The 26256-nt window shown below is 59.4% G+C and carries 24 protein-coding genes; 6 read left to right on the plus strand and 18 right to left on the minus strand.

Features of this window, described 5'->3' with window-relative positions; all coding sequences use genetic code 11:
* Nucleotides 1-33: 33 nt before the first annotated feature.
* The 3 genes from ACO06L_RS11005 to mqo all read right to left on the minus strand — a co-directional run bounded on the left by ACO06L_RS11005 (nt 34) and on the right by mqo (nt 4984).
* Nucleotides 34-2058 carry a hypothetical protein gene (locus ACO06L_RS11005; RefSeq protein WP_064230134.1) on the minus strand — a complete coding sequence of 675 codons (2025 nt, stop codon included), beginning with the start codon at nt 2056-2058 and terminating at the stop codon, nt 34-36.
* A 55-nt stretch (nt 2059-2113) separates the two neighbouring features.
* The gene (locus ACO06L_RS11010) at nt 2114-3346 is read right to left on the minus strand and encodes an ATP-grasp domain-containing protein (RefSeq protein ID WP_064229966.1); all 1233 of its coding nucleotides are present in this window, start codon (nt 3344-3346) and stop codon (nt 2114-2116) included.
* Nucleotides 3347-3502: 156 nt separating this feature from the next.
* Nucleotides 3503-4984 (minus strand): malate dehydrogenase (quinone), encoded by a 1482-nt coding sequence (mqo, locus tag ACO06L_RS11015; RefSeq protein WP_064229965.1) that lies wholly within the window; start codon nt 4982-4984, stop codon nt 3503-3505.
* Between the two features lie 324 nt (nt 4985-5308).
* Here mqo and nhaD point away from each other — a divergent pair, with 324 nt between their 5' ends.
* Both nhaD and ACO06L_RS11025 read left to right on the plus strand, forming a co-directional pair.
* On the plus strand, nt 5309-6559 hold the full coding sequence (gene nhaD / locus ACO06L_RS11020) for a sodium:proton antiporter NhaD (protein ID WP_064229964.1): 1251 nt from the start codon (nt 5309-5311) through the stop codon (nt 6557-6559).
* 9 nt (nt 6560-6568) lie between these two features.
* Entirely contained in the window at nt 6569-7552 is a 984-nt protein-coding gene (locus ACO06L_RS11025; RefSeq protein WP_201257895.1) for a calcium/sodium antiporter, read from the plus strand.
* Nucleotides 7553-7578: 26 nt separating this feature from the next.
* Here ACO06L_RS11025 and ACO06L_RS11030 read toward each other — a convergent pair whose 3' ends face one another.
* Nucleotides 7579-8343, minus strand: a complete 765-nt coding sequence (locus ACO06L_RS11030; protein ID WP_202348230.1) for a lysophospholipid acyltransferase family protein — start codon at nt 8341-8343, stop codon at nt 7579-7581.
* A gap of 211 nt (nt 8344-8554) precedes the next feature.
* Between ACO06L_RS11030 and ACO06L_RS11035 the strand changes: the two genes are divergently transcribed.
* Both ACO06L_RS11035 and ACO06L_RS11040 read left to right on the plus strand, forming a co-directional pair.
* Entirely contained in the window at nt 8555-9781 is a 1227-nt protein-coding gene (locus tag ACO06L_RS11035; protein WP_064229962.1) for a sulfite oxidase, read from the plus strand.
* A 58-nt stretch (nt 9782-9839) separates the two neighbouring features.
* The gene (locus tag ACO06L_RS11040) at nt 9840-10160 is read left to right on the plus strand and encodes a c-type cytochrome (RefSeq protein WP_202348229.1); all 321 of its coding nucleotides are present in this window, start codon (nt 9840-9842) and stop codon (nt 10158-10160) included.
* Nucleotides 10161-10188: 28 nt separating this feature from the next.
* On the opposite strand, the gene msrB is transcribed toward ACO06L_RS11040, so the two are convergent.
* From msrB to chrA, 3 genes are all read right to left on the minus strand, one after another.
* Nucleotides 10189-10614 (minus strand): peptide-methionine (R)-S-oxide reductase MsrB, encoded by a 426-nt coding sequence (msrB, locus tag ACO06L_RS11045; RefSeq protein WP_008171070.1) that lies wholly within the window; start codon nt 10612-10614, stop codon nt 10189-10191.
* Between the two features lie 11 nt (nt 10615-10625).
* Nucleotides 10626-11279: a peptide-methionine (S)-S-oxide reductase MsrA gene (gene msrA / locus ACO06L_RS11050; protein WP_202348228.1), complete on the minus strand. Its 654-nt coding sequence runs from the start codon at nt 11277-11279 to the stop codon at nt 10626-10628.
* 112 nt (nt 11280-11391) lie between these two features.
* A complete protein-coding gene (gene chrA, locus ACO06L_RS11055; protein ID WP_202348227.1) occupies nt 11392-12573 on the minus strand; it encodes a chromate efflux transporter in 1182 nt (393 codons plus the stop codon).
* A gap of 165 nt (nt 12574-12738) precedes the next feature.
* On the opposite strand from chrA, the gene ACO06L_RS11060 reads away from it, so the two are divergent.
* Nucleotides 12739-13713, plus strand: coding sequence for a metallophosphoesterase (locus ACO06L_RS11060; protein WP_202348226.1), 975 nt, complete (start codon nt 12739-12741; stop codon nt 13711-13713).
* Here ACO06L_RS11060 and ACO06L_RS11065 read toward each other — a convergent pair.
* The 3 genes from ACO06L_RS11065 to ACO06L_RS11075 form a co-directional block, all read right to left on the minus strand.
* Nucleotides 13710-14192 (minus strand): CDP-archaeol synthase, encoded by a 483-nt coding sequence (locus ACO06L_RS11065; RefSeq protein WP_202348225.1) that lies wholly within the window; start codon nt 14190-14192, stop codon nt 13710-13712. The two genes, ACO06L_RS11060 and ACO06L_RS11065, sit on opposite strands and share 4 nt — an antisense overlap.
* Before the next feature lie 27 nt (nt 14193-14219).
* Nucleotides 14220-15596, minus strand: coding sequence for a class II fumarate hydratase (locus tag ACO06L_RS11070; RefSeq protein ID WP_202348224.1), 1377 nt, complete (start codon nt 15594-15596; stop codon nt 14220-14222).
* A 67-nt stretch (nt 15597-15663) separates the two neighbouring features.
* Nucleotides 15664-15948 (minus strand): hypothetical protein, encoded by a 285-nt coding sequence (locus ACO06L_RS11075; RefSeq protein WP_202348223.1) that lies wholly within the window; start codon nt 15946-15948, stop codon nt 15664-15666.
* A gap of 368 nt (nt 15949-16316) precedes the next feature.
* Here ACO06L_RS11075 and ACO06L_RS11080 point away from each other — a divergent pair, with 368 nt between their 5' ends.
* Nucleotides 16317-17165, plus strand: a complete 849-nt coding sequence (locus tag ACO06L_RS11080; RefSeq protein WP_202348222.1) for a hypothetical protein — start codon at nt 16317-16319, stop codon at nt 17163-17165.
* A 171-nt stretch (nt 17166-17336) separates the two neighbouring features.
* On the opposite strand, the gene ACO06L_RS11085 is transcribed toward ACO06L_RS11080, so the two are convergent.
* From ACO06L_RS11085 to pqqB, 8 genes are all read right to left on the minus strand, one after another.
* A complete protein-coding gene (locus tag ACO06L_RS11085; protein WP_202348221.1) occupies nt 17337-18071 on the minus strand; it encodes a hypothetical protein in 735 nt (244 codons plus the stop codon).
* Nucleotides 18072-18286: 215 nt separating this feature from the next.
* Entirely contained in the window at nt 18287-20053 is a 1767-nt protein-coding gene (locus ACO06L_RS11090) for a PAS domain-containing hybrid sensor histidine kinase/response regulator (RefSeq protein ID WP_202348220.1), read from the minus strand.
* The gene (ercA, locus tag ACO06L_RS11095) at nt 20037-21200 is read right to left on the minus strand and encodes an alcohol dehydrogenase-like regulatory protein ErcA (RefSeq protein WP_202348219.1); all 1164 of its coding nucleotides are present in this window, start codon (nt 21198-21200) and stop codon (nt 20037-20039) included. The genes ACO06L_RS11090 and ercA overlap by 17 nt, the downstream gene beginning before the upstream one ends.
* A 44-nt stretch (nt 21201-21244) precedes the next feature.
* The gene (locus tag ACO06L_RS11100; RefSeq protein WP_202348218.1) at nt 21245-23167 is read right to left on the minus strand and encodes a S9 family peptidase; all 1923 of its coding nucleotides are present in this window, start codon (nt 23165-23167) and stop codon (nt 21245-21247) included.
* On the minus strand, nt 23133-24296 hold the full coding sequence (gene pqqE / locus ACO06L_RS11105; protein ID WP_202348217.1) for a pyrroloquinoline quinone biosynthesis protein PqqE: 1164 nt from the start codon (nt 24294-24296) through the stop codon (nt 23133-23135). The genes ACO06L_RS11100 and pqqE overlap by 35 nt, the downstream gene beginning before the upstream one ends.
* Entirely contained in the window at nt 24293-24568 is a 276-nt protein-coding gene (gene pqqD, locus ACO06L_RS11110; RefSeq protein WP_202348216.1) for a pyrroloquinoline quinone biosynthesis peptide chaperone PqqD, read from the minus strand. The genes pqqE and pqqD overlap by 4 nt, the downstream gene beginning before the upstream one ends.
* On the minus strand, nt 24568-25323 hold the full coding sequence (gene pqqC / locus ACO06L_RS11115) for a pyrroloquinoline-quinone synthase PqqC (RefSeq protein ID WP_202348215.1): 756 nt from the start codon (nt 25321-25323) through the stop codon (nt 24568-24570). The genes pqqD and pqqC overlap by 1 nt, the downstream gene beginning before the upstream one ends.
* Nucleotides 25320-26249 carry a pyrroloquinoline quinone biosynthesis protein PqqB gene (gene pqqB, locus ACO06L_RS11120; protein ID WP_202348214.1) on the minus strand — a complete coding sequence of 310 codons (930 nt, stop codon included), beginning with the start codon at nt 26247-26249 and terminating at the stop codon, nt 25320-25322. The genes pqqC and pqqB overlap by 4 nt, the downstream gene beginning before the upstream one ends.
* Nucleotides 26250-26256: the final 7 nt, after the last annotated feature.

A 26256-nucleotide genomic window follows, 5' to 3' on the forward strand; every position in this document is an offset into this window, starting at 1 on the left:
CTGTGGGTTCCGGGTAATCGGCAGGTTCCGGGATCAATCGGTTCTGGGCGGCTCCGCCTGAAGGGCTTCTGCCGGCAGGCGATCCTGACCCCAGCTGCGATATACACCTTCTGTTACGCGCCGGAGCGCGTCTTCGTTCACTTCCGCAGGCTCTCCTCGCTCCAGGGGATCATAGTGGAAGATGTACAGCCGCGATGTGAACTGCTCGAAAGGCAGCGACGACTCGCCAAAACGCTCGCCGTAGCCGGAGGTACTTACTTTGACGCCGTCGCCCCAGTTCTGGCCGCTGTCGTTATTGGGATTGAAGAAGTAAATCCGCATCTCACCATCCGGGTCCAGCGCCGCCCGGAGTATGGTGATGGCATGCCAGCCGATAAACCGGGCGGCACTGTCGGTAACGGCGATACCCGCCGGCTGCGGATGAATCAGTGGTTGATTACCGTTGTAGTAGGGGTGATAGCTGGCGTAGAAATGGCGGATAAAGCCTTCCAGCTCGTGCAGCTTACCAGTGCTCACGTCTACGTTGATGGCAAACCCCCGGCCGGCGGACCAGCCATGGAATTCCGGATTCACCCATTTATGAGGATCACCCTCGCGGCCAACGCACAATCGGCCCATCTCCACGTATATCCGGTCGAGGTGCGGCACAACCACCAGGGAAACCGGATCAAGATCCAGCGTCACCTCGGAAGCAACACCACCGACACTTCGTGCCGACGACACGGGCTGGCCCTCAAAGTGCATTACGATCTCGTTGTCCCGGGCGGCCCAGGCCACCATCTGCAACAGATAGTCCGGATCGTTATAGGCCCACATGGAAAGTGCACGGGCAGACTGGCAGGTGGGGTTGTTGCCCTGCCCCACACCCAGCGGCTGCCCCAGCATGTTCAGCACGCCCTGAATCAGCCAGGCATTGGGCTGGGGCTGGTAGCCATAGGCCAGCTCAAGGCGTTCTCGAGCATGGGAGCAGAGCGACAGGCGCGCCTGGCGCCAGAGCGCCGGCGCAACGGGCGGTTGATAGAGAATGCCGCGCTCCAGCAACAGCGCCAGGCCATAAATGCCCTGGGCCGTTTCCGGATAAATGCCTTCCTCGATCAACGTGTGCACCAGCTCCCGGTAACACAGCAGGCAATCCCGGCCGGTACTGGACAGACCCAATGCCTCGCTGAGGAGCGCGTCCTGGTCTGCCAGAATGAACCGTATGAACGAAGCGTGGTAGGGCGAAACCAATCCGGTATCGTGCATGGAGCGCGCAAAACCGGTGGCTTCGTTCTGAAGGGCCTGGGCATCCATGGTTTCCAGTCGTTGCTGGTACACCACGGTTCCGGGGTCTTCACTGCAGGCCCGGGTGGGTCCATACAGGCTTGAGATGAGTCGATCGGCACCGCGACCCGCGCTGCCCAGATCGGCTTGCGGATCGGCCCGGCAAAGCGCTATCTGCGTGATCATCTTGCGCACGTCCGATACCTGGATCGGACGCTGCTCGAGGATCCGCCAGATTTCCTCGATCAGACTGTCAATCACATGTTCGTAGCCAATGTGGTGCGCCACGTACTGGACAACAGCCTGACTGATCAGCGCGAGCTTGCCCTGCTCCCGTTCAGCCTCGCCGGTCATACCAAACAACAGGCCCAGGTTAATGGCCAGCACCTGGGTCAGATAGTGATGTGCCTGTTCAGCCGATACAGACGGATGCAGGTAGCTGCCCCGGGCCACGGCCAGCAACCTCAGTTCACTGAAAGCCTCGATGACGACGGTATCGGCATTCTGGCTCTGCAGCGAATGGGTTGTCAGCGTGGGGAGAAGGATACCGGGTTCGGCCCAGTCGGTACCGGCGAAAACACCCGCCAGCTCGAGTCGCTCGGCGCGCTCCTCGATGACCTGGCAGCCACCCGGCTGCAGCAGGACCCTGCGGGAAATGTCCAGCACGCGTGGAAGCTTGCCGGCCCTGGCAAAGGACCGGCTCTCTTCCATGGCCTGGATTGCATCATCCAGCCGTTGTACCAGCTTGTCGAAATTCACAGCTGGCGTTGCGCTGCCCGGTTGGTGATCGTTCAAACGATAATCCTCAGGGCCTGGCACCAAACCCGTTTGTTGTTAATGCTGCTCCTGATTATACATAGAAATCGAGGTCTTCCTGATGTTTCAGGAGGTCCCGCATGACGTAAGGATCTTCACCGAAGAAATACACCAGACCCCAGTGGGTACCGAAAGCAGTCCGTTTGGTGACCGTTTCTTCCAGCGGCGGCGTCAGCTCGTGAGACTCGAAATACTCGTGGTTTTCGGTCTCTTCCGGGATCTCCAGCTTGCTGACAACCCGGCGACGCGGATAGACACCGAAGCAACCGGCGTAACCCTTGGCATCCACCACTTCCTTCGGGAAGAAAGCCTTGATTTCCTCTTCCGTGGTTTTCGGGTCAAAGGCCAGAATCATGCCCTGGTAGGCGTTAAAGCCATAGGCACGCTCAAGCAGCTCGAACACCTTGAAGCCGGGCGGACGATAGGCCACCTCGCCAAAGTACATGGTGCGGTCGCTGGTCACGAAGTATTCCGGGTGAATAAACCCGAATTCGATATCAAAGGTCTTGATCAGCTTCTCGATTTCGCCGCGAATCTGGTCCCGGTACTTCTCAAGGTCCGGTGTTGCGGGAACGAATACGGAGTAACCCAGGGTCACATACTCGGAGATATTCAAAAAGGCGATTTTGCCATTATGGATCCAGGCCTCGACCGCAAACTCCCAGCCGTCCAGGTGCGATTCCATCAGTACCGGAAATTCTTCTTCCGGAATAGTATCGACTTCGTCGGGCGTACGGATAACCCGATGCCCCAGGCACCCGGCCTTGTCAAACGCCTTGAGGTGGATCGGGTCGTTGGGGTCGCCATCCAGTTTGAGCAGCGTCTGGTTTACCCGCTTGAGGAACCGGATAACATCGCCCTTATCGTGGGCTTCCTCAAAAATACCCACGCGGATGCCACCGAGCTGGGCACGGCGCTTCATCAGGGCCTTGTCACGCAACAACATCGCCTGACCAAACAGACGGGGCTTGTCCATCAACACCGAGTTGATGGCACCGGCCCACTCCACAGTCTCCTCAAACAACGGGATGGCAACATCAACGCCCATCTCCTTGAGGGTCTGGGAAATCTCCACAGAGCGGTCATTCAGGCGCTCGAAATTCCAGGGCACGTAGGGAATGTCATGCTCTTCGCAGTAGGCTTCTGCCCAATCCGGTGCCACAACAACATACCGACGATCAAACTTGTCGGCCGCTTCAACCGCATTCAGGCTCCAGCCTAACAGCGCGATATACCCTTTCTCAGGATTGTACTTTTGCTCACTCACAGGCTCTCTCCTTTCATAAGGGTTGCCTTATAACCCTACGCGGAAGCTGTGAAATCGCAAATTCCGGCCCTTCCAGAAACGCGAAAAGCACTGCGATCACTGGCGTTGAATCCAGCAGTCGCAGTGCCTTTCGGTTTCTTAGACCGTTTGGGAATATCAGCCCAATTGCAGGGTCGACAGGGTCCTCTCGCGGACTTTGGTCAGTAGTGCTTCGTCTTCGACAAGGGATTGACCGTAGGACGGCACCAGCTCTTTCATGCGCTCCTGCCACTCCGGGGTCTTGATCTTCTCCGGGAAGCACCGCTCGATGACGTTGATCATGGCGTTGGCTGCAGTGGAGGCTCCGGGAGAAGCACCCAGCAGCGCCGCCAGCGTTCCATCTTTTGCCGCCACGATTTCAGTGCCGAACTCGAGCTTGCCACCGCCGCCATCAACCTGCTTGATGATCTGTACTCGCTGGCCGGCCATACGCAGCTGCCAGTCCTCTTCCATGGCGTCCGGGAAGAAATTGCGCAGCGATGCCACCCGGTCACTGTGGGACTGGAACACCTCGCCAATCAGGTAGCGGGTCAGGTCCATGTTGCTCTTGCTCACCGAGAGCATCGGCTTCAGGTTGGTGGATTTCACCGAACCCAACAGGTCAAAGATGGAACCCTGCTTCAGGAAGCGGGTGGTGAAACCGGCAAAGGGACCAAACAGCAGGGCCGGTTCGCCGTTAATGATCCGGGTATCCAGGTGCGGTACCGACATGGGCGGCGCGCCGATGGGCGCCTTGCCATACACCTTGGAATTGTGCTGCTGAACAATGTCGGGCTTGCCACATACCAGCCACTGACCGCTGACCGGGAAGCCACCGTAGCCGCGGGCCTCCTCGATACCGGACTTCTGCAGCAGCGGCAGCGCACCACCACCAGCCCCGAGGAACACGAAGCCGGTCTCGAGCTTGGTCAGCTCGCCGGTTTTCTGGTTCTTGACCCGGATCTTCCAGCGGCCATTGTCCCGCTGATCGATGTAGTGCACCGGTGAGCTGAGCATCAGCTCGAAGTTGGGCTGGGTTTCCAGCCAGCTCACCATGCTGCGGGTCAGGGAACCGAAATCCACATCCGAGCCGTGCTTGATCCGGGTGGCGGCAACACGCTGCATCGGATCCCGGTTATTGACGATCAGGGGCATCCATTCTTCGAGATCCTTCGGGGACTCGGTGTATTCCATTTCCCGGAACAGGTGGTGGGCGCTCAGGCGCTCGTACCGGCGCTTGAGGAAGGCCACATCTTTCTCACCCCAGACAAAGCTCTGGTGCGGCGTGCGGTTAATAAAGGTGGACGGCTCCGGCAGAATGCCCTGCTCCACCAGGTAGGACCAGAGCTGCAGGGACACCTCAAACTGGGCGTTGATCTGCAGGGCTCGATCGATGGTCACATCGCCATCGTCGGTTTCGGGAGTGTAGTTAAGCTCACAGTACCCGGCGTGCCCGGTACCTGCGTTATTCCATCCGTCTGTGCTCTCATGGGCAACGTGGTCGAGACGCTCCACCATGACGATGTCCAGGGACGGATCAAGCTGCCTGAGCATCATGCCGAGAGTGGCGCTCATGACGCCACCGCCGACCAGCACTACGTCTGCCTGTCTAACGGCCATTGGTTTTCACCCTAGCTAGTGTTGAGCCTTTTTGCCCCCTCACGATCAGCAAGGAGGCCTGTCGAAAGCCGGTCGGGCGCGAGGTAAACGGCGCCGCCGTCTGCTTCCGGTCTGAATGTGCGCGCAATTATCCCGATTTTCGGCGGGATAATAAATTGCGATTGTCAATCGTTGCGTCTTTATCAGGCTTTTGCTGGTTTCAGTTGCCGATACGTGCACTTACGAACAGTGGTTTGCTACGGGTCAAAGGTCTAAAATCCGCCGGCATGATCTGTCTGGCCGGCTTCGGCCTCTACTCTGATAAACCAGGACGGGATTACCCCAATGTCTGCCCTTGATGCGTTTCTGATTATTCTTGCGGTTCTGGCGCTGTTGGGCGTCATATTTGAAGAGGTCATCCACATCAACAAGGCCAAGGTAACGCTGTTCTTTGGCACCATGAGCTGGATGTTGCTCTTCCTGTTCAGTGATAACGCGGATGAAACGTCTGCCATTTCCGCCGGCCTGTCCGAGAGCATTGCCGAAATCGCGGGACTGTGGCTGTTTCTCGTCGCAGCGATGACATTCGTCGCTTACCTGAACAAGAAGGGTATGATCGAAAACGTGATTTACCTGATCATGCCGAAACAGGTGAGCGAGCGGCGGCTACTGTTCCTGACCGGTCTTTTCTGCTTCATTTTCTCGTCTTTGGCAGACAATATCACCGCCACTTTAGTCTCATGCTCGCTGATTCTGTCGCTGGATCTGGAGCTGAAAAAGCGTATCCAGTTCGTCACGCTCGTGGTCTTTGCGGTCAACTCAGGAGGCGTTTCCCTGATCACCGGCGACGTCACCACCTTGATGATTTTCCTCGCGGACAAGGTGGAAATACTGACTCTGCTCACTCTGGCGATCCCGGCCTCGATTACGGTTTTCATCCTTGCCGTCTTCCTCTCACGGGGACTGACAGGCACCGTAACACTTCGTTCCAACACCACCCCGGTGCGACGGGTGGATGCGGTCATCAGCGGCCTGTTTTTGTTAACAATCCTGAGCACCATTGCCGGCAACGCCCTGTTCGGAATTCCACCGGTTCTGACCTTTCTGTTCGGCCTGTCCATCATGTTCCTGGTATCGCGCTTCATGAGCGACGACTCTGATCTGGACCCCATTCTCGAATACATCCGTATCATCGAGTTCGAAACCCTGTTGTTCTTTCTGGGCATCCTGTTGCTTGTGGGCATGCTCAAGGAGATTCACGCACTGGACTCGCTGGTGGCCATTTACGATATCCTGCCACCGCTCTACGCCAATTACCTGATGGGTATCTTCTCGGCCGTGATCGATAACGTGCCTCTGACGGCAGCACTGCTGAAAGCCGGCATCGATATGAGCCCTGGCGAATGGATGGGGCTGACCTACGCGGTGGGCGTTGGCGGATCACTGCTGGTGATCGGTTCAGCCGCCGGCATCGTGGCAATGAGCAAGATCCCGGGGCTGACCTTTGCGGCCTATATGCGGTATCTTGCACACCTTCTGGCGGCCTATACCCTTGGCTATGCCGGAGTTTTCATGCTCGGACGTTTCATCAACTGAGGTCTTTCTATGCTCATGGCATTTGGCGCAATCATCGCCGGCCTGGTATTGCTGGTCTGGAGTGCCGACAAATTTGTGGAGGGCGCCGCGGCGACCGCCAAACATCTGGGCATGCCCACCCTTCTGATCGGCATGGTGATTATCGGTTTCGGTACCTCGGCACCGGAACTGGCGGTCTCGGCCATGGCTGCGTCCGATGGCAACCCAGGCCTGGCCCTGGGTAACGGCTATGGCTCCAACATCACCAACATTGCGCTTATTGTCGGCCTGACCGCCATCATCGCGCCTATCGCAGTGCATTCCCAGGTGATCCGCAAAGAGCTGCCACTGCTGATCGTACTCACCCTCATTGCCGGCGCCCAACTGATCGACGGTGAGCTTTCGCGACTGGACGGCTGGGTGTTGCTGGCGGTCTTCGCCGCGGTTATGGGCTGGTCAATCTATCAGGGCCTGAGAGGCAAGGCGGACCCCCTGGCAGGCGATGCCGATGCCGAGATTATCGCCCATCCCATGCCCCTTAAAACCGCTGTTATCTGGCTGGTGATAGGCCTGGTACTGCTGATCGTCAGCTCCCGCATGCTGGTGTGGGGGGCGGTCACGATCGCCCAGAGCCTTGGCGTCAGCGATCTGGTCATCGGCCTGACGATCGTTGCCATCGGCACCTCCCTGCCGGAGCTTGCCTCAGCCCTGGCGGCGGTTAAAAAGAACGAGCACGACCTGATTCTGGGTAACATTCTCGGGTCAGGCATCTTCAATACCCTGGCCGTGGTGGGCCTTGCCGCCGTCATTGAACCGCTGGCGGTGGATCCCGAAGTGCTCTATCGGGACTGGACGCTGATGCTGGCGCTAACGGTGGGGCTGTTCCTGATGGGCTTTGGCCTAACCGGATGGCGCAAACTGGTGAGCCGGGTGGATGGTGGCATCCTGGTGCTGGTGTACGTGGCGTATACCGGTTATCTGTTGTCCACGGTAGTGGCCGCCGGCACCGCCTGATCTGCCTTACCTGTGTGAGGCCGGTGCTAACCGGCTTCACCATCTCCTAACAGCTCAGTCAGCCTTGAGCGCACCTCAGTCATCACCTCATCCAGGTTGGCTTTGGTCATGCCGGCCGTTTCCAGCGGCTCGCCAACCCGGACGTCCACCGGCTGCCCCAGGTTGATTTGCCAGGTCCGGGCCGGCAACACCCGATGAATGCCGCGCACGGCTACCGGCACAATCACCGCCTCGGTATCCAGCGCCAGGTGAAAACAGCCTTTCTTGAATGGCAAAAGCTTACCATCCGGTGACCGGGTCCCTTCGGGCGCGGCCCAGAGCACGATTCCGCTTTCCATCATCGCCCGGGCCTTTTCCAGGTCTTTGACCGCCCGTTGCCGATTGGAACGGTCCACGGAGGGAAATTCCGCTGCACGCATGGCCTGCCCCAGCAGCGGAATACTGAACAATTCCTTTTTCGCCAGCATGCGGATGGAGCCCGGCAACGAAACAAAGGTGACCGGGATGTCGTAGTGGCTGGCATGAGTGCACATGATGATGTAGCGCCGGCCATCGGTGAAATCCGGCACATGCCCACGCACAGTCAGGTTGGCACGAACCAGCCGTAACAGCGACGCCGACCACTCACGACAGTATTGATCAACGATGGGCCGGTTCAACCTTCCGAACAATGCCCTCAGCAAAACCAGCATGGAAAAGAGTGCTGTCAGCCCGACACTGCCCAGAACCACACCCGCCCGCCGAAGAAGCGTCGCCGACTCCGTTAGCGGATTCATCTTCAATCGAATCATCACAGCTACCCTTCTCTGTTTCCCGGGTTATTTCCCGGTCTTGCTGGGGATTTCAGTAGCGGCGAATTATAGCGATTGAAAAACCCATTGGATAACGCACAAAAGTATTGATTAATTTTTGAGCATTACCTATAAGATATAAGGATATAACCACTACGAATTGAAAGAGCAGTCCCACCGTCCGACGACAACCCTAAAAAGGAGACGGATCATGAAACAGGAAACAGCTCTGATGCGAGGCCCGAATGACCCGGGCCTGCAGAACCCTACCCGGCGCACCCTGCTGCTTGGCAGCGCCGGCGCCATGGCGGCGGTAAGCGTGCTGGGGTTTACCCCTCTTGCCAAGGCCGAGGAACCAAAATCGCTGCCTGATTACGCCGCCTGGAAAGAACGCAACGCCCTGATCGTTCACAGTACCAACACCATGGAAACCCAGCGGGGGGCGATCGGCAATGGTGTGATTACCGCGAGCGACCGGCTGTTTGTGCGCAATAACCTGCCCGCGCCACCCGCCTCGGTCACCGATAACCCGGATGTCTGGGAGGTTCGGATCGAGGGGGTCAAAAATCCCCGCACGCTTACTGTCGGTGAACTGAAGGCCATGGGCATTACTACCGTTGCCTCTGTGCTGCAATGCTCGGGGAACGGACGCGCTTTCTTCCCTCACGGAGCCAGTGGTACACAATGGTCAGTGGGCGCGGCCGGATGCGTGATGTGGACGGGCGTGCCACTTGCAGACGTGGTGGAAGCGCTTGGCGGGCCGGTTGATGGCGCCAGGTATATCACCGCCACCGGTGGCGAGTCCCTGCCTGATGGAATCGACCCCAAGACCATCATGGTGGAACGTTCGGTCCCGACCAAAGCGCTGGAAACCGCATTGCTGGCCTGGGAAATGAACGATGAGCCGCTCACCCATACCCATGGTGGGCCTCTGCGCATGGTTGTCCCCGGTTACTATGGCGTTAATAACGTCAAATACGTCAAGAACCTCGCCTTCACCGAGAATCAGACAGACGCCAAGATCCAGGCCTCTGGCTACCGGGTTCGCGATGTTGGCGTCAAAGGCTCACCGGACCAACCCTCCATGTGGGAAATGAACGTTAAATCCTGGGTGACCGCTCCCCTGGAAAGCGGTCGGACCGGCCGCAACATGATCTACGGCGTGGCCTTCGGTGGCACCGTTGCGCTGGAAAAGGTCGACGTCTCAGTGGATGGCGGCAAAACCTGGAAACAGGCTCGCTTCCTGGGGCCGGACCTCGGCCCCTATGCCTGGAGGCCTTTTGTCCTGGCAACAGATATGCCGGCCGGAGAGCACCGGATTGTCAGCCGGGCGACCGATGTCCGTGGCAATACCCAACCCGAGGGCCGGATCGAGAATGAACGTGGCTACGGCCACAATGGCTGGAGCGACCACGGAGTCACGGTTGCCATCAGTTGATCATTGGCGGAGCCGACCCCGGAACACGGCGGCTCCGACCTTTCCGGAAAGCAATCATATGAGAAAAACTGCAGTACTGGGCGTCATGGCCCTGACCGGACTGTCGCCCCTGACAATGGCCAGCGACCTCGAAAAAGGAAAACAGGTATTCAGTCAGGACGCACAACCCTCCTGCACCATATGCCATACCCTGGCGGACGCGGGTTCCGCTGGTGCCGTCGGCCCGGACCTGGATGAACTCAAACCCACAAAGGAACAGGTGGTCAACGCCGTAACCAGCGGGGTTGGTATCATGCCGGCATTCAACGAGTCACTGTCTGAGGAACAGATTCAGGCGGTGGCACACTATGTCGCCACTGTGACAGGCGGCAATAAATAGAATCGGGGGCCCTGGGCCCTCTTTCATTTCAGGCGTTTTCCTGGAACACCATGGCTACCGAGTTCAGGCAGTAGCGCTGCCCGGTTGGCGGCGGGCCATCGGGAAAGACATGGCCGAGGTGGCTGTCGCAACGGGGACAGCGTATTTCGGTGCGGGTCATGCCCAGGCTGGTGTCTTCGATATACCGGATATGTTCCGGATCAAAGGGCTGGAAGAAGCTTGGCCAACCGGTCCCCGAGTCAAACTTCGAGTCCGAGCTGAACAGAGGCAGATCGCAGAGCCGGCAGTGGTAAACGCCGGCTTTCTTGTTATCCAGCAGCGTCCCGCAGAACGGATGCTCGGTGCCATGGTCGAGCAGCACACGCCGCTCTTCCGATGTCAGATCCGCAGCCTTCTCCTCGACCTGTGCTTCATTCAGTGGTGTCAGGTCGTAACCTGCAGCGGAAACTCCCATAGTCTGCCTCCTCAGGCGGTACTGCCTGCGTCGTTGTCTGTAAATTCCGGCTTCAGGCGATCTGGATAACTGTCTACGAGTTTTTCCATTTTCGGCGCAGCCACGGCCATGATGTATGGCTGGTAGGGGTTCCGGGCGGCAAAATTCTGGTGGTATTCCTCCGCCGGGTAAAACGCTTCCAGCGGTTCCAGCGTGGTCACGATCGGGTCCGGGTATACCTCAGCCTGATTGAGCTGCTGGATGTAGGCCTCGGCCACCCGCCGCTGTTCGGCAGTCTCATAGAACACGGCCGAGCGATACTGGGTGCCCCGGTCATTGCCCTGGCGATTCAACTGGGTGGGATCGTGAGCAACCGAGAAGAACACCTTGAGCAACTCGCCAAAACTCACCTTGGCCGGATCATAGTGGACATCCACCACTTCGGCGTGACCGGTGGTACCCGAGCATACGGCCTCATAATTGGCGGAGCTGGCGTGGCCGCCGGCGTAACCGGATTCGACGCTGATAACGCCATCAATTGCCAGGAAAACCGCCTCTACACACCAGAAGCAGCCGCCGGCCAGCACAACCCGCTGTTCACCCCCGGCCGCGGGCAGATCCTGTTCGGGATCGGGGAAACGGCTACGGGGAACGTTGAGACCCGGGATACTGCATGATGTCGTCATGGTGACCTCTGCGTTCAAGTTTTCTGTCTGTGATGGCCCGATTGTGGCTGGAAACCCGCGGATTTGCCAACCCGTATGCCCGCTCGCGCCAGCAGGTTTATATGTACGCTGGTCAGGGCAGCAGGATCACCCCGCCCAGCGCACTCAACGGCGCCAGGAGCCAGACCGGAACCCGCCATACGGCGAGGCACAGCCAAAGAATCAATACCATTCCCAGATCCACTGCGCCATGGACCGCCGACGTCCATACCGGATCATAGAGCGCCGCCAGCAGCAGCCCCACCACCCCGGCATTGACACCCGCCAGTGCCGACCGGGCCCGGCGATGCTCCCGAAGCCAGCTCCATAATGGCAGACCTGCGAATACCAGCAGGGTTCCTGGCAGGAAAACCGCCAGTACTGCGATCACACCGCCGAGAGCACCGGCCTGGGAACCACCCAGAAATCCTGAGAAGGAAAACAGCGGCCCCGGCATCGCCTGGGCAACGCCATACCCCGCCAGGAACGTGTCCGCCGGCATGGCACCGGAGGCCACGAAACCTTCCTGCAACCAGGGCAGCACAACATGCCCGCCGCCAAACACCAGGGCACCGGCCCGGTACAATTCAGCAGCGATCCAGCCGGGGCTGCCTGTCGCCTGAGGCAGGAACGAAACCAGCAACAGGACCCCAAAGGCCACGGCAAAAAGCACAGGTTTCCGGGATTGCAGCGGCACACGCAGCGGTTCAGATGCCGCACTGTTCCCTAACTCCAGAAAGGAGCCGACAGCCCCGGCAATGGCCAGGGCCAGTATCTGCATCCAGGTTTCGCCCATCACCAGCAGGCTCACGGCAACCAGCAACGCCATAGCGATTCGGGGCCGGTCCGGGCACAGGGTTCGCCCCATCTGCCAGATAGCCTGGGCCACCACCGCCACAACAAACAGCTTGAGGCCGTGTATCCAGCCGCCGCTGGCAGCGGCGGGCCAGGCGCTCAACCCCAGTGCAAAGCTGATCATGATCAGTGCCGATGGCAGGGTAAATCCCAGCCACGCTGCGAAGGCGCCAGTGTAATGGCCTCGCAGGAAACCGATGGTCAGGCCCACCTGGCTGGAAGCTGGCCCGGGCAGCAACTGGCAAAGGGCCACTACCTCTCCGTAGGCGCTGTCTGAGAGCCACTGCCGACGCTTCACGAATTCATCGTAAAAAAAACCAAGGTGGGCTGCCGGACCGCCGAAAGAAGTCAGCCCTAGCCGGAGGAACAACAGGAAAATCTGCCAGGAAGACAGTTCTTCATCGCCTGGTGATGCAGCCATAAATCCCCTGGGTCTGGTTCTTGGACGGTTCGAATGCCAGTGTGTCATCAAACATGAACATTATGTCGTTTTGGTTGCATACCTTCGAGGGCCATCCATAATGTGAGACAGGGTTTGCCACTTTGCACATCGGCCACGCCCGGCTCGGCATACAAGGGAAGAAAAATGACGGCAAGGGCTCGCACACCGGAAAACCAGGATGAGCTCCTGGAATACCGCCTGAGCCTGCGGCTCGGCCCTGTTCACGCCCGCCAGAGACTCGGGATTGAACGGGAAGCTGAAGCGAAGGTATTCGGGCAGGATCACAGCTCCTTCCATCTGGAAAACTGGGCCACGGCGCCCGGCTTTATCCGTACCTGCCTGCGCATGGTCGGCCTGTGGGGCCGCGGCCAGAGCAACAGCCGACGCCTGAACACCGTGCATAACCGTTTCAACCTTCCCGGCCTGCCGGAAGCCTTTGAGGGCTTTCGTATCCTGCACCTGACCGACCTGCACGTGGATATGGACGAAGCAAACCTGCAGGCAGTGCTGCGCCAGATCGAACCATTAGACTATGACCTGTGCGTGTTGACCGGCGATTACCGGAAACTGACCTGGGGCCCGATCGAAGGCGCCCTGGACGGCATGGCACGACTGCGGGATGGCATTAAAGGCAAGCCGTATGCCGTGCTCGGCAACCACGACAGCGTTCGCATGGTGCCGGCACTGGAAGACATGGGTTACCAGCTGTTGATGAACGAAATGGCGCCCATTGAGCGCGACGGCCAGGCCCTCTACCTGGCGGGTGTAGACGACGCCCACTTCTTCAAGGTCCACAACCTGCACCAGGCCGGGGACAAGATCCCTGCCGGAGGCACCAGCATCCTGCTCAGCCATACGCCGGAGATCTGGCGCGAGGCCGCCCATGCTGGCTATGACGTCTTTCTTTGCGGCCACACACACGGCGGCCAGATCTGCCTGCCCGGCGGCATACCAGTAACTCTGGACTCTGACTGCCCAAGGACCCTCGGACGAGGCTACTGGCGGATGAACGGCATGCAGGGCTACACCTCACCCGGCTCGGGCACATCTGTTGTCAACGTTCGGCTGAACTGCCCGCCGGAGGTGACCCTTCACACCCTGACCCGGGGGCCGGATTAATGAGGCTGCCGACGAATTCCAAGACGGTACAGCAGCGGTGAGCCAAAAATGTTGGACAGGGTAAAAAGCATCACCACAACCAGCACCACCCACAGACTCACCGGCAGCCACCACATCGCCAGCAGCATGGGCAGCAGTGCTTCCGGAATCTGATCCAGCCCGACGGCACGGGCACTGGAGGCCATCCCAAGTCGACGTTTGATAAAACTGCTCAGCATATCGCCGGCCAGCCCCAGCAGCCCGAACAGAAGCCCGAAAACGAACCCCAGCCCGGTCACCAGGGCAAACAGGGAGCAAGCCATGGCGCCCGATACAACGCCCCGCCAGGTTTTGCTTTCACCAAATACGGGGCGGCCATCGGACAGCAGTCGACCGCCGTCCACCGGGGCCGACCAACGGTTTTTCAGCAGCCCGGCCGCAACTACCGGCGTGCCGTTGGCCAGCACCAGCATCACAAACAGCTCCAGGATGATCAGCAAGCGTTTGCGCCCCTCTGAAACGACCGATCAGGCGATACCGCCCCGGGTCAGCTTGAGCGGATCCATCAACTCCTCAAGCCGCTCCCGGCTCAGGCCGCTGCGTTCCTCCGCCACATCGATGACTGGCCGGCCCGTTTTATACGCTTCCTTGGCGATGTCTGCCGCCAGGCTATAGCCGATCTCGGGATTAAGCGCCGTCACCAGTACGGGGTTCTTGCCCACACCCGCGTTCAGGTTGTCGGCATTGACCGTGAAGTCCTTGATCGCCTTGTCCGCCAGCATGATGGCCGCGTTAGCGAGCAAGTCCGTCATATCCAGCAGGTTACCGCCCACCAGGGGCAGCATCACGTTGAGCTGGAAGTTACCGGACTGGCCGGCGATGGCCACCGTGCTATCCAGCCCCATCACCTGGGCACCTACCATGGCAACGGATTCCGGGATCACAGGATTGACCTTGCCGGGCATGATACTGCTTCCCGGCTGCAATGCCGGAAGACTGATTTCAGCCAGGCCGTGAATCGGGCCGCTGTTCATCCAGCGCAGATCGTTGGCGATCTTGGTAAGAACAATGGCCACACCCCGCAGTTGAGCGGAGAGCGCCACTGGCGCATCGACCGCGCTCTGGCCGGTAAACTTGTGTTCAAGAGACGTGAACGGATAGCCCGTATTGGCGCGCAGAAACTTGACGAACTGGCCGGCAAATTCCGGCAGCGCATTGATCCCGGTGCCCACGGCCGTTCCGCCCTGGGGCACCGCCAGCAGTTCATCAGCGGCGGCTTCCACCCGTTTCTCAACGGCCAACAGCTGCTCCCGCCATGTTTTCAGTTCCTGGCCGAGCGTCACCGGCATGGCATCCATCAAATGGGTACGGCCGGTTTTTACCTGGCTCGAAAACGCCGCCTCTTGTTCGTACAGCACTCCACAAAGATGGGACAACGCCGGCAGCAGCTTTTCCTTGGCCGCAATCACGGCGCTGACATGGATGGCTGTGGGAATCACGTCGTTGGAGCTCTGGCTCATGTTCACGTGATCATTCGGGTGCACCTCAAAGCCCGCGTTACGGGCGATGCTGGCGACCACCTCGTTCACATTCATGTTGGTGCTGGTACCGGAGCCAGTCTGGTAACGGTCCACCGGAAACTGATCCGCATACTCGCCCTTTACGATGTCCTCACAAGCCTGGGCAATCGCATCCCGCAGATCGTTATCGAGCAGGCCCAGGCTGGTATTGGCTTCCGCAGCCGCTCGCTTGATCTGTGCAACTGCGGCAATAAACGTCAGGGGCATCGGCTGGCCACTGACCGGGAAATTCTCCACGGCGCGCTGGGTTTGCGCGCCCCAGAGCGCATCGGCAGGTACCTGGACGTCTCCGAGGCTGTCGGTTTCCGTTCTGAATTCGCTCATATTCCCTCCTGTCCGTCCATTTGCAGATTGGGCTTTGTGGCGTTTACGCCAAAGGCCCGGCCATGGCTCAGCCGCCGCCCTGGGACCTAAGGCGAACATGGTCGCAGATGCCCGTAACCTGTTCAAAATTCAGGATCAGGGTATGAACCGTGTTGGTATAGGTATCGTGCAGGTGAAATTTGTAGCGGTGCTGTTTTTCACCCTGCAAAAAAGCGTCGTATTCGCGGACCAGTTCACGCACATCGCCCCCGGAATCCTTGCTCCAGGTGGCATTAAACGGGCCCAGCACAGCACCGCCAACGAGGCAGATTGTCACTTCGTGGTTCGTCAGACTATTTTCAGGAACGGTCATGATTTTCTCCCTTTCGATGAGCCTGTGGTAAGTGTAGTCGTTCCTGGCTTCGAAACAGTCCATAGTGCCAAGGCTGTCACAGAACAACGTTTCCACCATCAGAAAAACCACTTGAGAGTGTATGTAAGAAGGTCTTACAGGAGTGTCACGGATCTACTGCTTGCGGTTCTTCGATCCTTCCGGCTTTAGGCTTACGCCACCACACCACGGCGATCCGTGTGTATTGCAGGAAATAGCGTTGATTATTGATGCGGATCAGCGAACGGTAGAACTTCTGACCAGCCTGAATGTGCTTAGACTCGGGATTGCTATACTTCAGTCAATAGGAACGGTGGCCTGTGTCAAAATAAAGAAGGGAGGGGGGGGATATGCGCAAGTCAAATTGGCACAGGTCCGCAGGTATAGCTGCAAAAGCTGCGGGTCTCGCTATGCTAGCCTGCGGGCAATCAGTGGCCTGGGCAGAGCCGACAAATCCAGCACTGACGCAGCGTCACGAGTTCATTCTGGGGATTTACGAGCAGTCTGCAGATATTGCGGTCGCTGCAGCACTTCGGGGCAGGCCACTAGGAGGTATATCGCTCGACGACCTGGGAGTGGATGACACTTACGTTAGCGGACTGTTTGGTTATCGCTGGCGCTTTACCCCGCGCTGGACCCTGGTAGCGAACGCCTACATAAACCGGGTTAGCGGTGAGAGGGTGGTCAACGAGACCTTCGAGTACGACGGCGAGACTTATGAGGCGGGCGCCTCGCTGAACTCGCAGTTTTCCGCCGACATCTACATGCTTGATGTCATGTACAGTGTCCTGCAAACAGACCGTTTTGAATTGCAGCTAGGGGGCGGCCTTCACGCCTTCGAGCTTGGAGTCAGCTTTGACGCCACCGTTACTCTGAATGACGACAGCCTGCGCGTCACCAGCTCCAAGAACGACTTATTGGCGCCGCTGCCAAACCTGCGCATGCAGATCCTTTACGCGCTTTCGGATCGGTGGACAGCCTACTTCAACTCAGGATGGTTGAGCCTGAACGTCGATGATTACGACGGTAGATACCGGTTCGCTAGCGTCAGTACCGACTACCGCTTCGCCAACCGTTTCGGTATCGGGGTTGGGTACCAGTATACCTCCATGGATGTGAAGCACCAAAGCGACAACACGCGGGAGTCTTATGATGTGCAGTACGACGGCCCTACCCTTTACATAACGTACGGCTTCTGAGCCATCATCCACCGCCCGTTGCGCAACCGGTGAGTGCCATGACTAAAGCAAACGCTGCTGCGAAGCCTGATTCACGTAACCATCCGGGCATTACCCGCATTACTCTTTGCATGGTTGTCTTGCCTGCACGTCTCGGCGCATTCGCGCTCTCTCCCCACGCTCGTTCGGTCATCATATGGCAATTATTTGGGGCAGACTTAACATGAAACTCAGGCCCCCGATGAAGAGCACCGCGCCCATGACCAATATGGTGAGGCGAAGCTTCCTTCCTTTCACCTTGGTGCCCACGCCGGCACAAAACAGCACCGATGCCATGACGACCGCAACCAACACGAAATTATCGCCAATCCGGTTGGCTTCGGCCGCGTCGGCAGACAGTGCGTCAGCCTCCGCGTTGAGTCGCTCTGCTTTGCGCATGGCTTCGGGCCTGTAGACCGACAGATCAAAGGGCGTTCCCGGTGGTATCTCACCCTCAGGCACCAGCCCAATCCAGGCATCGAATGCGGGAACAAACTCCTTGCGAAAGCGATCTCTCAGAAACGCGGCTCCCTTTTCGTCTCCGGCCTGAATGTGTTCCAGAAAGGTGACCCAGGCTATGGCGTCGAGCTGAACCTGACTTGTGTAGATGGCGTTTTGTTGGGTGGCCTCAATCCGCTTGGCGGAAGCCGTTGTCATAATAATGGATTGCTCGCCACTCCACCGGGTCGACTGATAGGCCGACCATGCGGCCACGATCGTCGCCAGCGAAAGCAGAACGGTAGCTGCCAGCTCAATCCAGTCACTGCGGTCAAAGTGCTTTTGAGCGGCCTTGTCCCAGCTCTCCCCCCAGGGCAAGATCGGATCGGTCGACGAGCGGCGAGAACCTTTAGGCCGGGGAGATGAACTGGAATCACGATCATTGGGCATTGCAGCATCCGGAATAGGTGAACTTGCATGGCTCTTGAACAAGCGATGCCCTAATTTAATGATAGGGCAGCCGCTTGAGACGTCAATGGCTCCTCGGCTGCTTCGGGTCTTGCTGTGGCAGAGGAGCAACCGACATCTACGTCCCTATCTGGCGATTCCAGGTAGTGCCAGAAATGGACTTGGCTGTTGAATGCTGGAATCCTTTAGAAGGAGCGTCAGGACGACGCGGAGGTAAGCAGACTGGTCATCAGGGCCCTGAGTCGGTTGGGTTTCACCGGTTTGTTCAGGATCGGCAGGTACTGGGCGCGCAGTATCTTGCGGGTGTCGTCGCTGCGATCTGCGGTAATGATGGCGGCAGGAATATCCTTGCCAAGATAGCGGCGCACCCCGTGCACCGCATCATAGCCGGTTCGTTCGTTGTTCAGGTGATAGTCTGCGAGGATGATGGCCGGTATCTGGCCGGTTTGCTCCAGAACCTCCACGGCTTCGGTCTTGCTGGCAGCCGTCAGCACCTCACAGCCCCACCTCTCCAGCAGCAACTGCATGCTCTCCAGAACCGCCGGCTCGTTGTCGATCACCAGCACCGGCACACCGTCAAAGCCATCGGCGAAATTCTGGAGCGAATCTACGCGAGCCAGATCCGGTCTGGCCTGGGCTGGTTCAAGCGGCAGGGTCAGCACGAAGCGGGAGCCACGACCGGGCCGTGATGACACATCAATGTCGTACCCCAGCACCCGGACCATCCGTTCCACGATGGCCAGTCCCAGGCCCACACCCTGCCGGCCGCCGGTGCCCTGGGGCAACAGCTGGTGAAACTCGGTGAAAATGTCCCGGAGCTTGTCTTCCTCGATGCCAACACCGGTGTCCCAGACTTCAATCCGCAGACGGTCGCCGCGGGATCTCAAAGCCATGACAACACCGCCCTTGCGGGTGTACCGGAAGGCGTTACTGAGCAGATTTCGGAGGATACGGGTCAGCATGCGCTGATCTGTCCGGACCGTCGCTGGTATGGTGCGAACCCGGAAACCCAGGCCGGAATTGGCGGCAACGGCCTCGAACTCCTCCCCCAGGGATCTGGCCAGGGCGGCCACATCGGTGTACACCAGGTCCGGTTTCATGGCCTGCTGATCAAGCTTGGAAATATCCAGCAGGTCCGCCAGCAGGTCCTCGGCGCCCTCCAGAGCCCGATGCACCTGGTGAACCATGCGGGTTTCCTGTTCGGGAAGCGTGCTGTCCTGCAGCGCGGAGATCATCAGCCGGGCGGCGTTCAGGGGCTGGAGCAGGTCGTGGCTGGCTGCAGCAAGGTACTTGTCCTTGCTGCGATTAGCCTCTTTGGCAGCCTCCATGGCAATCACCAGCTCACGTTCTACCTTCTCACGCTCCTCGATCTGGTAGCGCAAGCCAACGTTGGCATTCTGCAGCGCCTCGGTTCGCTCTTCCACGCGCCGCTCCAGAGTGGTGTTCAGCTGCTCCAGCTTCTGCCTGGCGAGAACCCTTTCTGTGATGTCGGCCACGAAGGCCTCCACCACTTCCGGACCAAGATCCGGGCGCCGCAACAGGGTGACAGCAACGTGAACCGGTGTGCGATCGGCACGCCGGAAACGGGTCTCACGGGCGCTCAGGCTGCCTTCATCAAGCAGCTCCTGACGTATGGCATCGAATTCACTGGCACTGCAGAACAGCTGTTCCCGGAGCCGGATGACCTTTTCCGTGAGCGCCTCGGGGCTGTCGTAACCGCAGATCCTCGCCATGGCCGGATTGCAGGCCAGAAAACCGCCCCGCAGGTTGGCCTGGAAAATCCCGTGCAGGGCGTTCTCGAACAGCCACTTGTAGCGGTTGCGTTCCTGCTCCAGCTCGTCAATGCGCTCCTGCAGAGCGGGGTAATAGTTCTTGCGGACGGACTGACTGCCCAGCCCGAGAAGATCGCCAATTCCGTAGCTACTGTCCTGTTCGCCTTCCTTGAGTTCAGAGGGCTTCTTCATAGACAACCTGGACATCCCGCAGCGACGACTTCCGGGGGTTGGTGAGAATGCACGGATCCTGCAACGCAAAGCCGGACAGGTGGGGAATGTCGGACACCGAAACACCCAGCTGGGCAAGACGGGCCTCGAGACCAACCCGCCGCTTGAGCTCCACAATACGGTTCATCAGCCGCTTCTTGATTTCCGCTTTGTTCATACCCCGGGTATCGATATCCATGGCTTCGGCAACGCGGCGGAAACGGTCTTCGGCAGACTGGAAGTTGTAAGCCACCACGTGCTCCAGCAGAAGCGCATTACACAGACCATGAGGCAAATCCAGGAAACCACCCAGGCTATGGGACATGGCGTGTACTGCCCCGAGAATGGCATTGGAGAAGGCCAGCCCCGCCTGCATGGAGGCCAGCATGATCTGCTCCCGGAGATAGGGATCTGCCGTGTTGTCCACCAGCGGCTCGAGATTCCGGTTGATTAACCGGATTGCCTCCAGGGCATGGGTATCGGTCAGCGGGCCGCTGCCAGTCGACACGTAAGCCTCAATGGCATGCACCAGGGCATCTACCCCGGTGCACGCGGTGAGGTAGGCGTCCATGGTCTCGGTAACTTCCGGATCGATCAGGGACACATCCGGCACCACGGCCTTGCTGATAATCGAGAACTTGAAACGGCGGTTGGGGTCGGAAATGATCGCGAACTGGGAAACATCCGCCGAGGTGCCCGCCGTGGTCGGAATCAGTATCAGGGGCGGTGACGGGTTGGTGATGGTATCGACGCCCTCGAACTCCAGGATGCTGCGACCGTGGGTGGCTACAATACCGATGCCCTTGGCGCAGTCCATGGGGCTACCGCCACCGATGGCCACGATGACATCACATTCACTGGATTTGTAGAGCTCGGCCCCGGTCATCACCTCATCCACCTTGGGGTTGGGTGAAACACCGGTATAAATGGTCGAGCGGATACCCGAATCGGTCAGCAGCGTGACGATTTCATTGACCCAGCCGGCGGCAGCTACCCCCGGATCGGACACCAGAAAGACATGCCGGGCACCGAAATTACTGGCGAAGTTGGCCACGGACTTTCGGGAACCGGCACCAAACACAATTTCCGGTGAAACAAACTTTCGCAAGCTGGATATATCGTGACTCATCAGACTGCACTCGACCGTTTGTTGTTATAGGAATAGCCGAGAGTTTAACTCAAGTTCTCCGCCTGATCATTGGCCTTTTGGCTATGCTTTCGGTAGAAGCTGAACATCCATTCGAGCATGCCGGCCTGATTTGCCTGGCGGCGAAAACCATGCCCCTCGTCTTCAAACCAATGCAGCTCCGGCGCCCTGCCCGCGGCTTTCATTGCCTCTGTCATTGCCCGGGTCTGCTCAGGCACCACAACCCGGTCCTGTCCGCCCTGGAAAAAGATCATCGGCGCGGTAATACGTTCGGCGTGGAACAGGGGCGTTCTCTCCTGCCAACGCTCCGGGTATTTTTCTGGCGAGCCCAGCAGCCAATCCAGATAACCGGATTCAAAGCGATGGGTCATGGCCCGTAAACGCATGGGATCCGTTACGCCGAACATGCTGGCTCCGGCGGTAAAACGCTGGCTTCGGATCATCGCCATCAGGGCCGTGTAACCCCCGGAACTGCGCCCCTGGATAAACACCCTGCTGCCATCAGCCAGGCCGAAGGAGGCCAGGTGGTCTGCCGCCCGCTCCATATCCGCGACATCCACTTCACCCCACCGCCCTTCCAGGGCCAGGCGGAACTCACGACCAAAGCCGGTGCTGCCTCGATAGTTGATTTCAGCGACGGCAAAGCCCCGCTGACACCAGTACTGAACCTGGGGATTGAACACCGGATAGGCCGCCGACGTGGGTCCTCCGTGGGCAATCAGAATCAGTGGCGGGACGTCTGGCGTGGCCAGCTTGGGCGTGTAGAAAAACCCATGGATAGAGGCTTCGCCCGGGTTCAGGGCTGGAATCTCGATATCCAGCGGCAATGCCGCCCTCGCCTCTGGCATGGCTTCCTCGCCACCGGCGATGGTGCGGACCTGGCCGATCTCGAGATCAATCTGGAGGACGGCGTCCAGGCGGCTGGCGGCGCGTCCGATGCAGTAGAGATGCTCGCCAGCCGACTGCAGACAACGGAAGTCGCCAAAGTCCCGGGCAACCCGGATTTCTTCACCGGTTTGGCCGGAGCTTAGCCAGAGCTCACCCGTGCCATTACAATAACGAACCCTGGCCCAACCGCCCCTGCCGGTTGGGCAGTGGTGGGATTCGCCCAACTGCCAGGGGGCATTGGCATGATCCCGGGCTGGCGAATCGCTGGCGTGCCATCCTCCCTCGCCCGAAGTATCGATATGCCAGGGTTGCCACCAACCCTCCTGGTCTGACAAAACCCAGAGTTGGTTGCCATCAAACACCGGCTGCTGTACCGAAGCCTCAGAAAGTGTGGGCCATTCCCGGCATTGCTCCAGCCGCCCATCTGCAGAAAGATTTGCGGTCCACAGGCGGGTACGCAGCCACGGCATATCCGGCAGCTGCCAGCTGGTCCAGGCAACCTGGTTTCCGTCGGCCGAGACCGCGGGCGCGCTGTAAAAATCCAGTCCGGCATGAAGGACCGAGCGTTCGCCCTGCATGGAGACGGCAACCAGCTGCTGTTGACCTTCCGCTTCCCGCACCGCGAGCACTCGATTACGGGACTGGTCAGCGACCAACCCACCGTAGGCCGCCTCCGGGTCATCGGTCAGGCGAACGCACTCGCCGCCAGCCAGACTGACAAACCGTATCTGTTGATCCTCGCTAACCACGAACACGCCATTGTCGCCAGCTGCCAGGGCGCCGCCACCGTAGCCATTTACCCGGCTGCGGATGCCAAGAGAATCGGGTCCAAGACGAACCGGTCCCTGCTCAGTGAGATGACAGAGGATATTGCAGCCGCGTGCCGGATCCGTTTCCAGCCAGAACACACCCGCCGAGGATACCTTCAGCTCCCCGCGCTGGATATGGGCAGAGCAGGCCTCATAGGCACTCAGCACCGTTCTGTCGTTTTGATGGCCGCCCAGTGCAGATTCAATGACGGAGCTGTTAACCCCGAAAGAAAAGCCGTGAATTGTCCGCATTTCGATAAACCAGTTCAGTCAGGCCGGCCGTGGCGTGATCGGCAGCTTTCCGCGCTGCCAGTATTCGATCATGATACGACGATTTGCTGCATACTGGATCTGCGTTATCGGCATTGCCGGTCAAAAGGTAGGCTTGGCAGCGACAGCCACCAAAGTCTTTTTCCTTTTCATCGCAGGAACGGCAGGGCTCCGGCATCCAGCTGTCGCCACGGTAGTGGTTGAACCCCGGGCTGTCATACCAGATGCTTTGAAGATCCATGTCTCGGACATTTGGGAAGTCGATGGGTAGCAAACGGGCGCTGTGGCACGGAAGCGCGGTGCCGTCCGGCGCGACCGTCAGAAACAGATTGCCCCAGCCGTTCATGCAGGCTTTCGGGCGCTCTTCGTAGTAGTCCGGCGTGACGAAGATCAGCTTCATGGCCGAGCCGGATTGCCGCAGACGTTCGCGGTACTGATTCACCTCCTGCTCTGCCCTGACCAGCTGCGCTTTGGAAGGCATCAACCCTTCCCGGTTTTCGAAGGCCCAGCCGTAATACTGGCAGGTGGCCAGCTCGACGTAGTCCGCCCCCAGGCGCTCGCACAGGGACATGATGTCGTTCATCTGGTGGATGTTGTGGCGGTGGATCACGAAGTTGAGCACCATGGGATAGCCGGCTTCCTTCACGGCCCGGGCCATGGCCAGCTTCTGGTCAAAGGCCTTTCGGGAGCCGGCCACGGCGTTGTTCAGCTCCGGGTCGGACGCCTGGAAGCTGACCTGGATATGGTCCAGCCCGGCCTCGGCAAAGGCATCCACTTTCGCTTCGGTCAGGCCCAGCCCTGAAGTAATCAGGTTGGTGTAATACCCCAGGTGCCGCGCCTCGGCGATCAGCTCCGCGAGGTCCTGGCGGACCAGGGGTTCGCCCCCGGAGAAGCCCAGTTGGGCCGCGCCCATTTTCCGGCCCTGACGAAGCACGCTTACCCACTCCTCGGTGGTCAGCTCTTTTTGAGTCTGGGCAAAGTCCAGCGGGTTGGAGCAATAGGGGCACTGCAGCGGGCAGCGATACGTGAGCTCTGCCAGCAACCACAGGGGCGGCCCGGCATTATGAGGATTAGCCGGCGTGATCGGTTCGGCAGTCTCGATACGGCTCATGACAGTTCAATCCAGTGTTGTTGCCGGGCATCCTGCAGGAAATCGCTGACGTCCTTGCCAAGCGGGCCGGCGTCCGGGAACTGCTGTTCCAGCTTGGTGACGATATCCGCCACACTGCGCTGGCCATCCACTTCGTTGAGAATCGCGCCGGCGCTGCCATTGAGCTTCACCATTCCTTCCGGATAAAGCAGCACATAACTCTCTTGGGCCGGCTCCCACTGGAACCGGAATCCTCGCCGGAAACGCGGTACCTCATGCATACCCAGCTCCATTACAGCCCCCGGTGCCAGACCTGTTCGTCGGTCACGGTGTGGTACGGCGGGGTGCGGTGGCCGTATGCCATGGTCATGGCATCCAGCATGGTCCAGAGGATATCCAGCTTGAACTGCAGGATCTCCAGGGCCCGGGCCTGCTGGGCCTCGGTGGTGAAGTGGTCCAGGGTGATGGTCAGGCCATGTTCCACATCTCTTCTGGCTTCGGACAGACGTTTGCGGAAGTAGCTGTAGCCGCTCTCTTCAATCCACGGATAGTGGGCGGGCCAGCTGTCCAGTCGGGACTGGTGGATTTCCGGGGCAAACAGCTCGGTCAGGGACGAACAGGCCGCCTCCTGCCAGGTCGCCCGGCGGGCGAAGTTCAGGTAGGCGTCCACGGCAAAGCGTACCCCCGGCAGCACGTGGCGCTGGTCGATCACCTCTTCCCGGCTAAGGCCCACCGCCTCGGCCAGAGACAGCCACGCTTCGATGCCGCCAACGTCACCGTCGTGGCCATCGTGATCCAGAATCCGCTGTAGCCAGAGCCGGCGGACACCGGCGTCCGGGCAGTTGGCCATGATGGCGGAGTCTTTCTGGGGAATCTTGATCTGGTAGTAGTACCGGTTGGCCACCCAGCCGCGGATCTGTTCAGGCGTGCACTGCCCGCCGTACATGGCTTTATGGTAGGGGTGGTGGATGTGGTAGTACTGGCCCTTGGCGCGCAGGGCCTGCTCGAAATCCATCCGGTTCATGGCGGTGTTTGCTTTGGCGTTCATGGCTGCCCCGACAGGTCGATGTGCATCCCATCCCAGGACACCTCGATGCCGTGGCGGGTCAGCTCCGCCCGCTCCGGGGAGTCCTCGTTCAGGATCGGGTTGGTATTGTTGATGTGTATCAGGATCTTGCGCTGGGCCGGCATGGCGTCGAGCACCTCGATCATGCCACCCGGGCCGCTCTGGGCCAGATGACCCATGGCCTGGCCGGTCTTGGTGCCTACTTCCTGGCGGATCATCTCGTCGTCGTGCCAGACGGTCCCGTCCACCATCAGCACGTCGGCCAGGCGCATCCAGCCGAGAATACGGTCGTCCGGCTCACCCAGGCCCGGGGCATAGAGCACGGTTTGACCGGTGCGGGTGTCTTTCAGGAAAAGGCCAATGTTATCGCCCGGGTGCGGGTTGTCCCGACGCGGTGAATACGGGGGTGCGTTGCTCAGCAGCGGAATGGCGGTCAGCTCGATGGACGGTGCGCAGGGAATGGTAAAGGGCGCCTGCTCGGACGCCTCAATGCGTCGCCAGTTCAGGCCACCGTTCCAGTGCTCAAGCATGGTGAACAGCGGAAAACCACCGCTGAGGTCTTCATGCACCTGTTCGGTACACCAGACGTCCATCGGCAACCCCTCGCGCAGCGACAATAAACCGGTGGTGTGGTCCACCTGGCTATCCATCAGCACGATGGCATCAATGCCGGTATCGCGCAGAGCCCGGGCCGGCTGCATCGCTTCGAAAGAAGCCAGCTGGGCACGAATGTCGGGGGACGCGTTGAACAGAATCCAGTGCTCGCCGTCTTCACTGATGGCAATGGAAGACTGGGTGCGGGCCCGGGCGTTCAGGGTGCCCTTGCGGAAGCCGTCGCAGTTGGCGCAGTTACAGTTCCACTGGGGAAAGCCACCGCCGGCGGCGGAGCCCAGAACGTGAATCAACATGGTGGGT

This window comes from Marinobacter sp. (genome assembly GCF_965229985.1).
Taxonomy (GTDB): Bacteria; Pseudomonadota; Gammaproteobacteria; order Pseudomonadales; family Oleiphilaceae; genus Marinobacter.

What these genes read in the sequence shown, in the direction of transcription:
- mqo (WP_064229965.1), bottom strand. Translation starts at nt 4,984, where the DNA reads ATGGCCGTTAGACAGGCAGACGTAGTGCTGGTCGGCGGTGGCGTCATG.
- nhaD (WP_064229964.1), top strand. Translation starts at nt 5,309, where the DNA reads ATGTCTGCCCTTGATGCGTTTCTGATTATTCTTGCGGTTCTGGCGCTG.
- ACO06L_RS11025 (WP_201257895.1), top strand. Translation starts at nt 6,569, where the DNA reads ATGCTCATGGCATTTGGCGCAATCATCGCCGGCCTGGTATTGCTGGTC.
- ACO06L_RS11030 (WP_202348230.1), bottom strand. Translation starts at nt 8,343, where the DNA reads ATGATTCGATTGAAGATGAATCCGCTAACGGAGTCGGCGACGCTTCTT.
- ACO06L_RS11035 (WP_064229962.1), top strand. Translation starts at nt 8,555, where the DNA reads ATGAAACAGGAAACAGCTCTGATGCGAGGCCCGAATGACCCGGGCCTG.
- ACO06L_RS11040 (WP_202348229.1), top strand. Translation starts at nt 9,840, where the DNA reads ATGAGAAAAACTGCAGTACTGGGCGTCATGGCCCTGACCGGACTGTCG.
- msrB (WP_008171070.1), bottom strand. Translation starts at nt 10,614, where the DNA reads ATGGGAGTTTCCGCTGCAGGTTACGACCTGACACCACTGAATGAAGCA.
- msrA (WP_202348228.1), bottom strand. Translation starts at nt 11,279, where the DNA reads ATGACGACATCATGCAGTATCCCGGGTCTCAACGTTCCCCGTAGCCGT.
- chrA (WP_202348227.1), bottom strand. Translation starts at nt 12,573, where the DNA reads ATGGCTGCATCACCAGGCGATGAAGAACTGTCTTCCTGGCAGATTTTC.
- ACO06L_RS11060 (WP_202348226.1), top strand. Translation starts at nt 12,739, where the DNA reads ATGACGGCAAGGGCTCGCACACCGGAAAACCAGGATGAGCTCCTGGAA.
- ACO06L_RS11070 (WP_202348224.1), bottom strand. Translation starts at nt 15,596, where the DNA reads ATGAGCGAATTCAGAACGGAAACCGACAGCCTCGGAGACGTCCAGGTA.
- ACO06L_RS11075 (WP_202348223.1), bottom strand. Translation starts at nt 15,948, where the DNA reads ATGACCGTTCCTGAAAATAGTCTGACGAACCACGAAGTGACAATCTGC.
- ACO06L_RS11080 (WP_202348222.1), top strand. Translation starts at nt 16,317, where the DNA reads ATGCGCAAGTCAAATTGGCACAGGTCCGCAGGTATAGCTGCAAAAGCT.
- ACO06L_RS11085 (WP_202348221.1), bottom strand. Translation starts at nt 18,071, where the DNA reads ATGCCCAATGATCGTGATTCCAGTTCATCTCCCCGGCCTAAAGGTTCT.
- ACO06L_RS11090 (WP_202348220.1), bottom strand. Translation starts at nt 20,053, where the DNA reads ATGAAGAAGCCCTCTGAACTCAAGGAAGGCGAACAGGACAGTAGCTAC.
- ercA (WP_202348219.1), bottom strand. Translation starts at nt 21,200, where the DNA reads ATGAGTCACGATATATCCAGCTTGCGAAAGTTTGTTTCACCGGAAATT.
- ACO06L_RS11100 (WP_202348218.1), bottom strand. Translation starts at nt 23,167, where the DNA reads ATGCGGACAATTCACGGCTTTTCTTTCGGGGTTAACAGCTCCGTCATT.
- pqqE (WP_202348217.1), bottom strand. Translation starts at nt 24,296, where the DNA reads ATGAGCCGTATCGAGACTGCCGAACCGATCACGCCGGCTAATCCTCAT.
- pqqD (WP_202348216.1), bottom strand. Translation starts at nt 24,568, where the DNA reads ATGGAGCTGGGTATGCATGAGGTACCGCGTTTCCGGCGAGGATTCCGG.
- pqqC (WP_202348215.1), bottom strand. Translation starts at nt 25,323, where the DNA reads ATGAACGCCAAAGCAAACACCGCCATGAACCGGATGGATTTCGAGCAG.
- pqqB (WP_202348214.1), bottom strand. Translation starts at nt 26,249, where the DNA reads ATGTTGATTCACGTTCTGGGCTCCGCCGCCGGCGGTGGCTTTCCCCAG.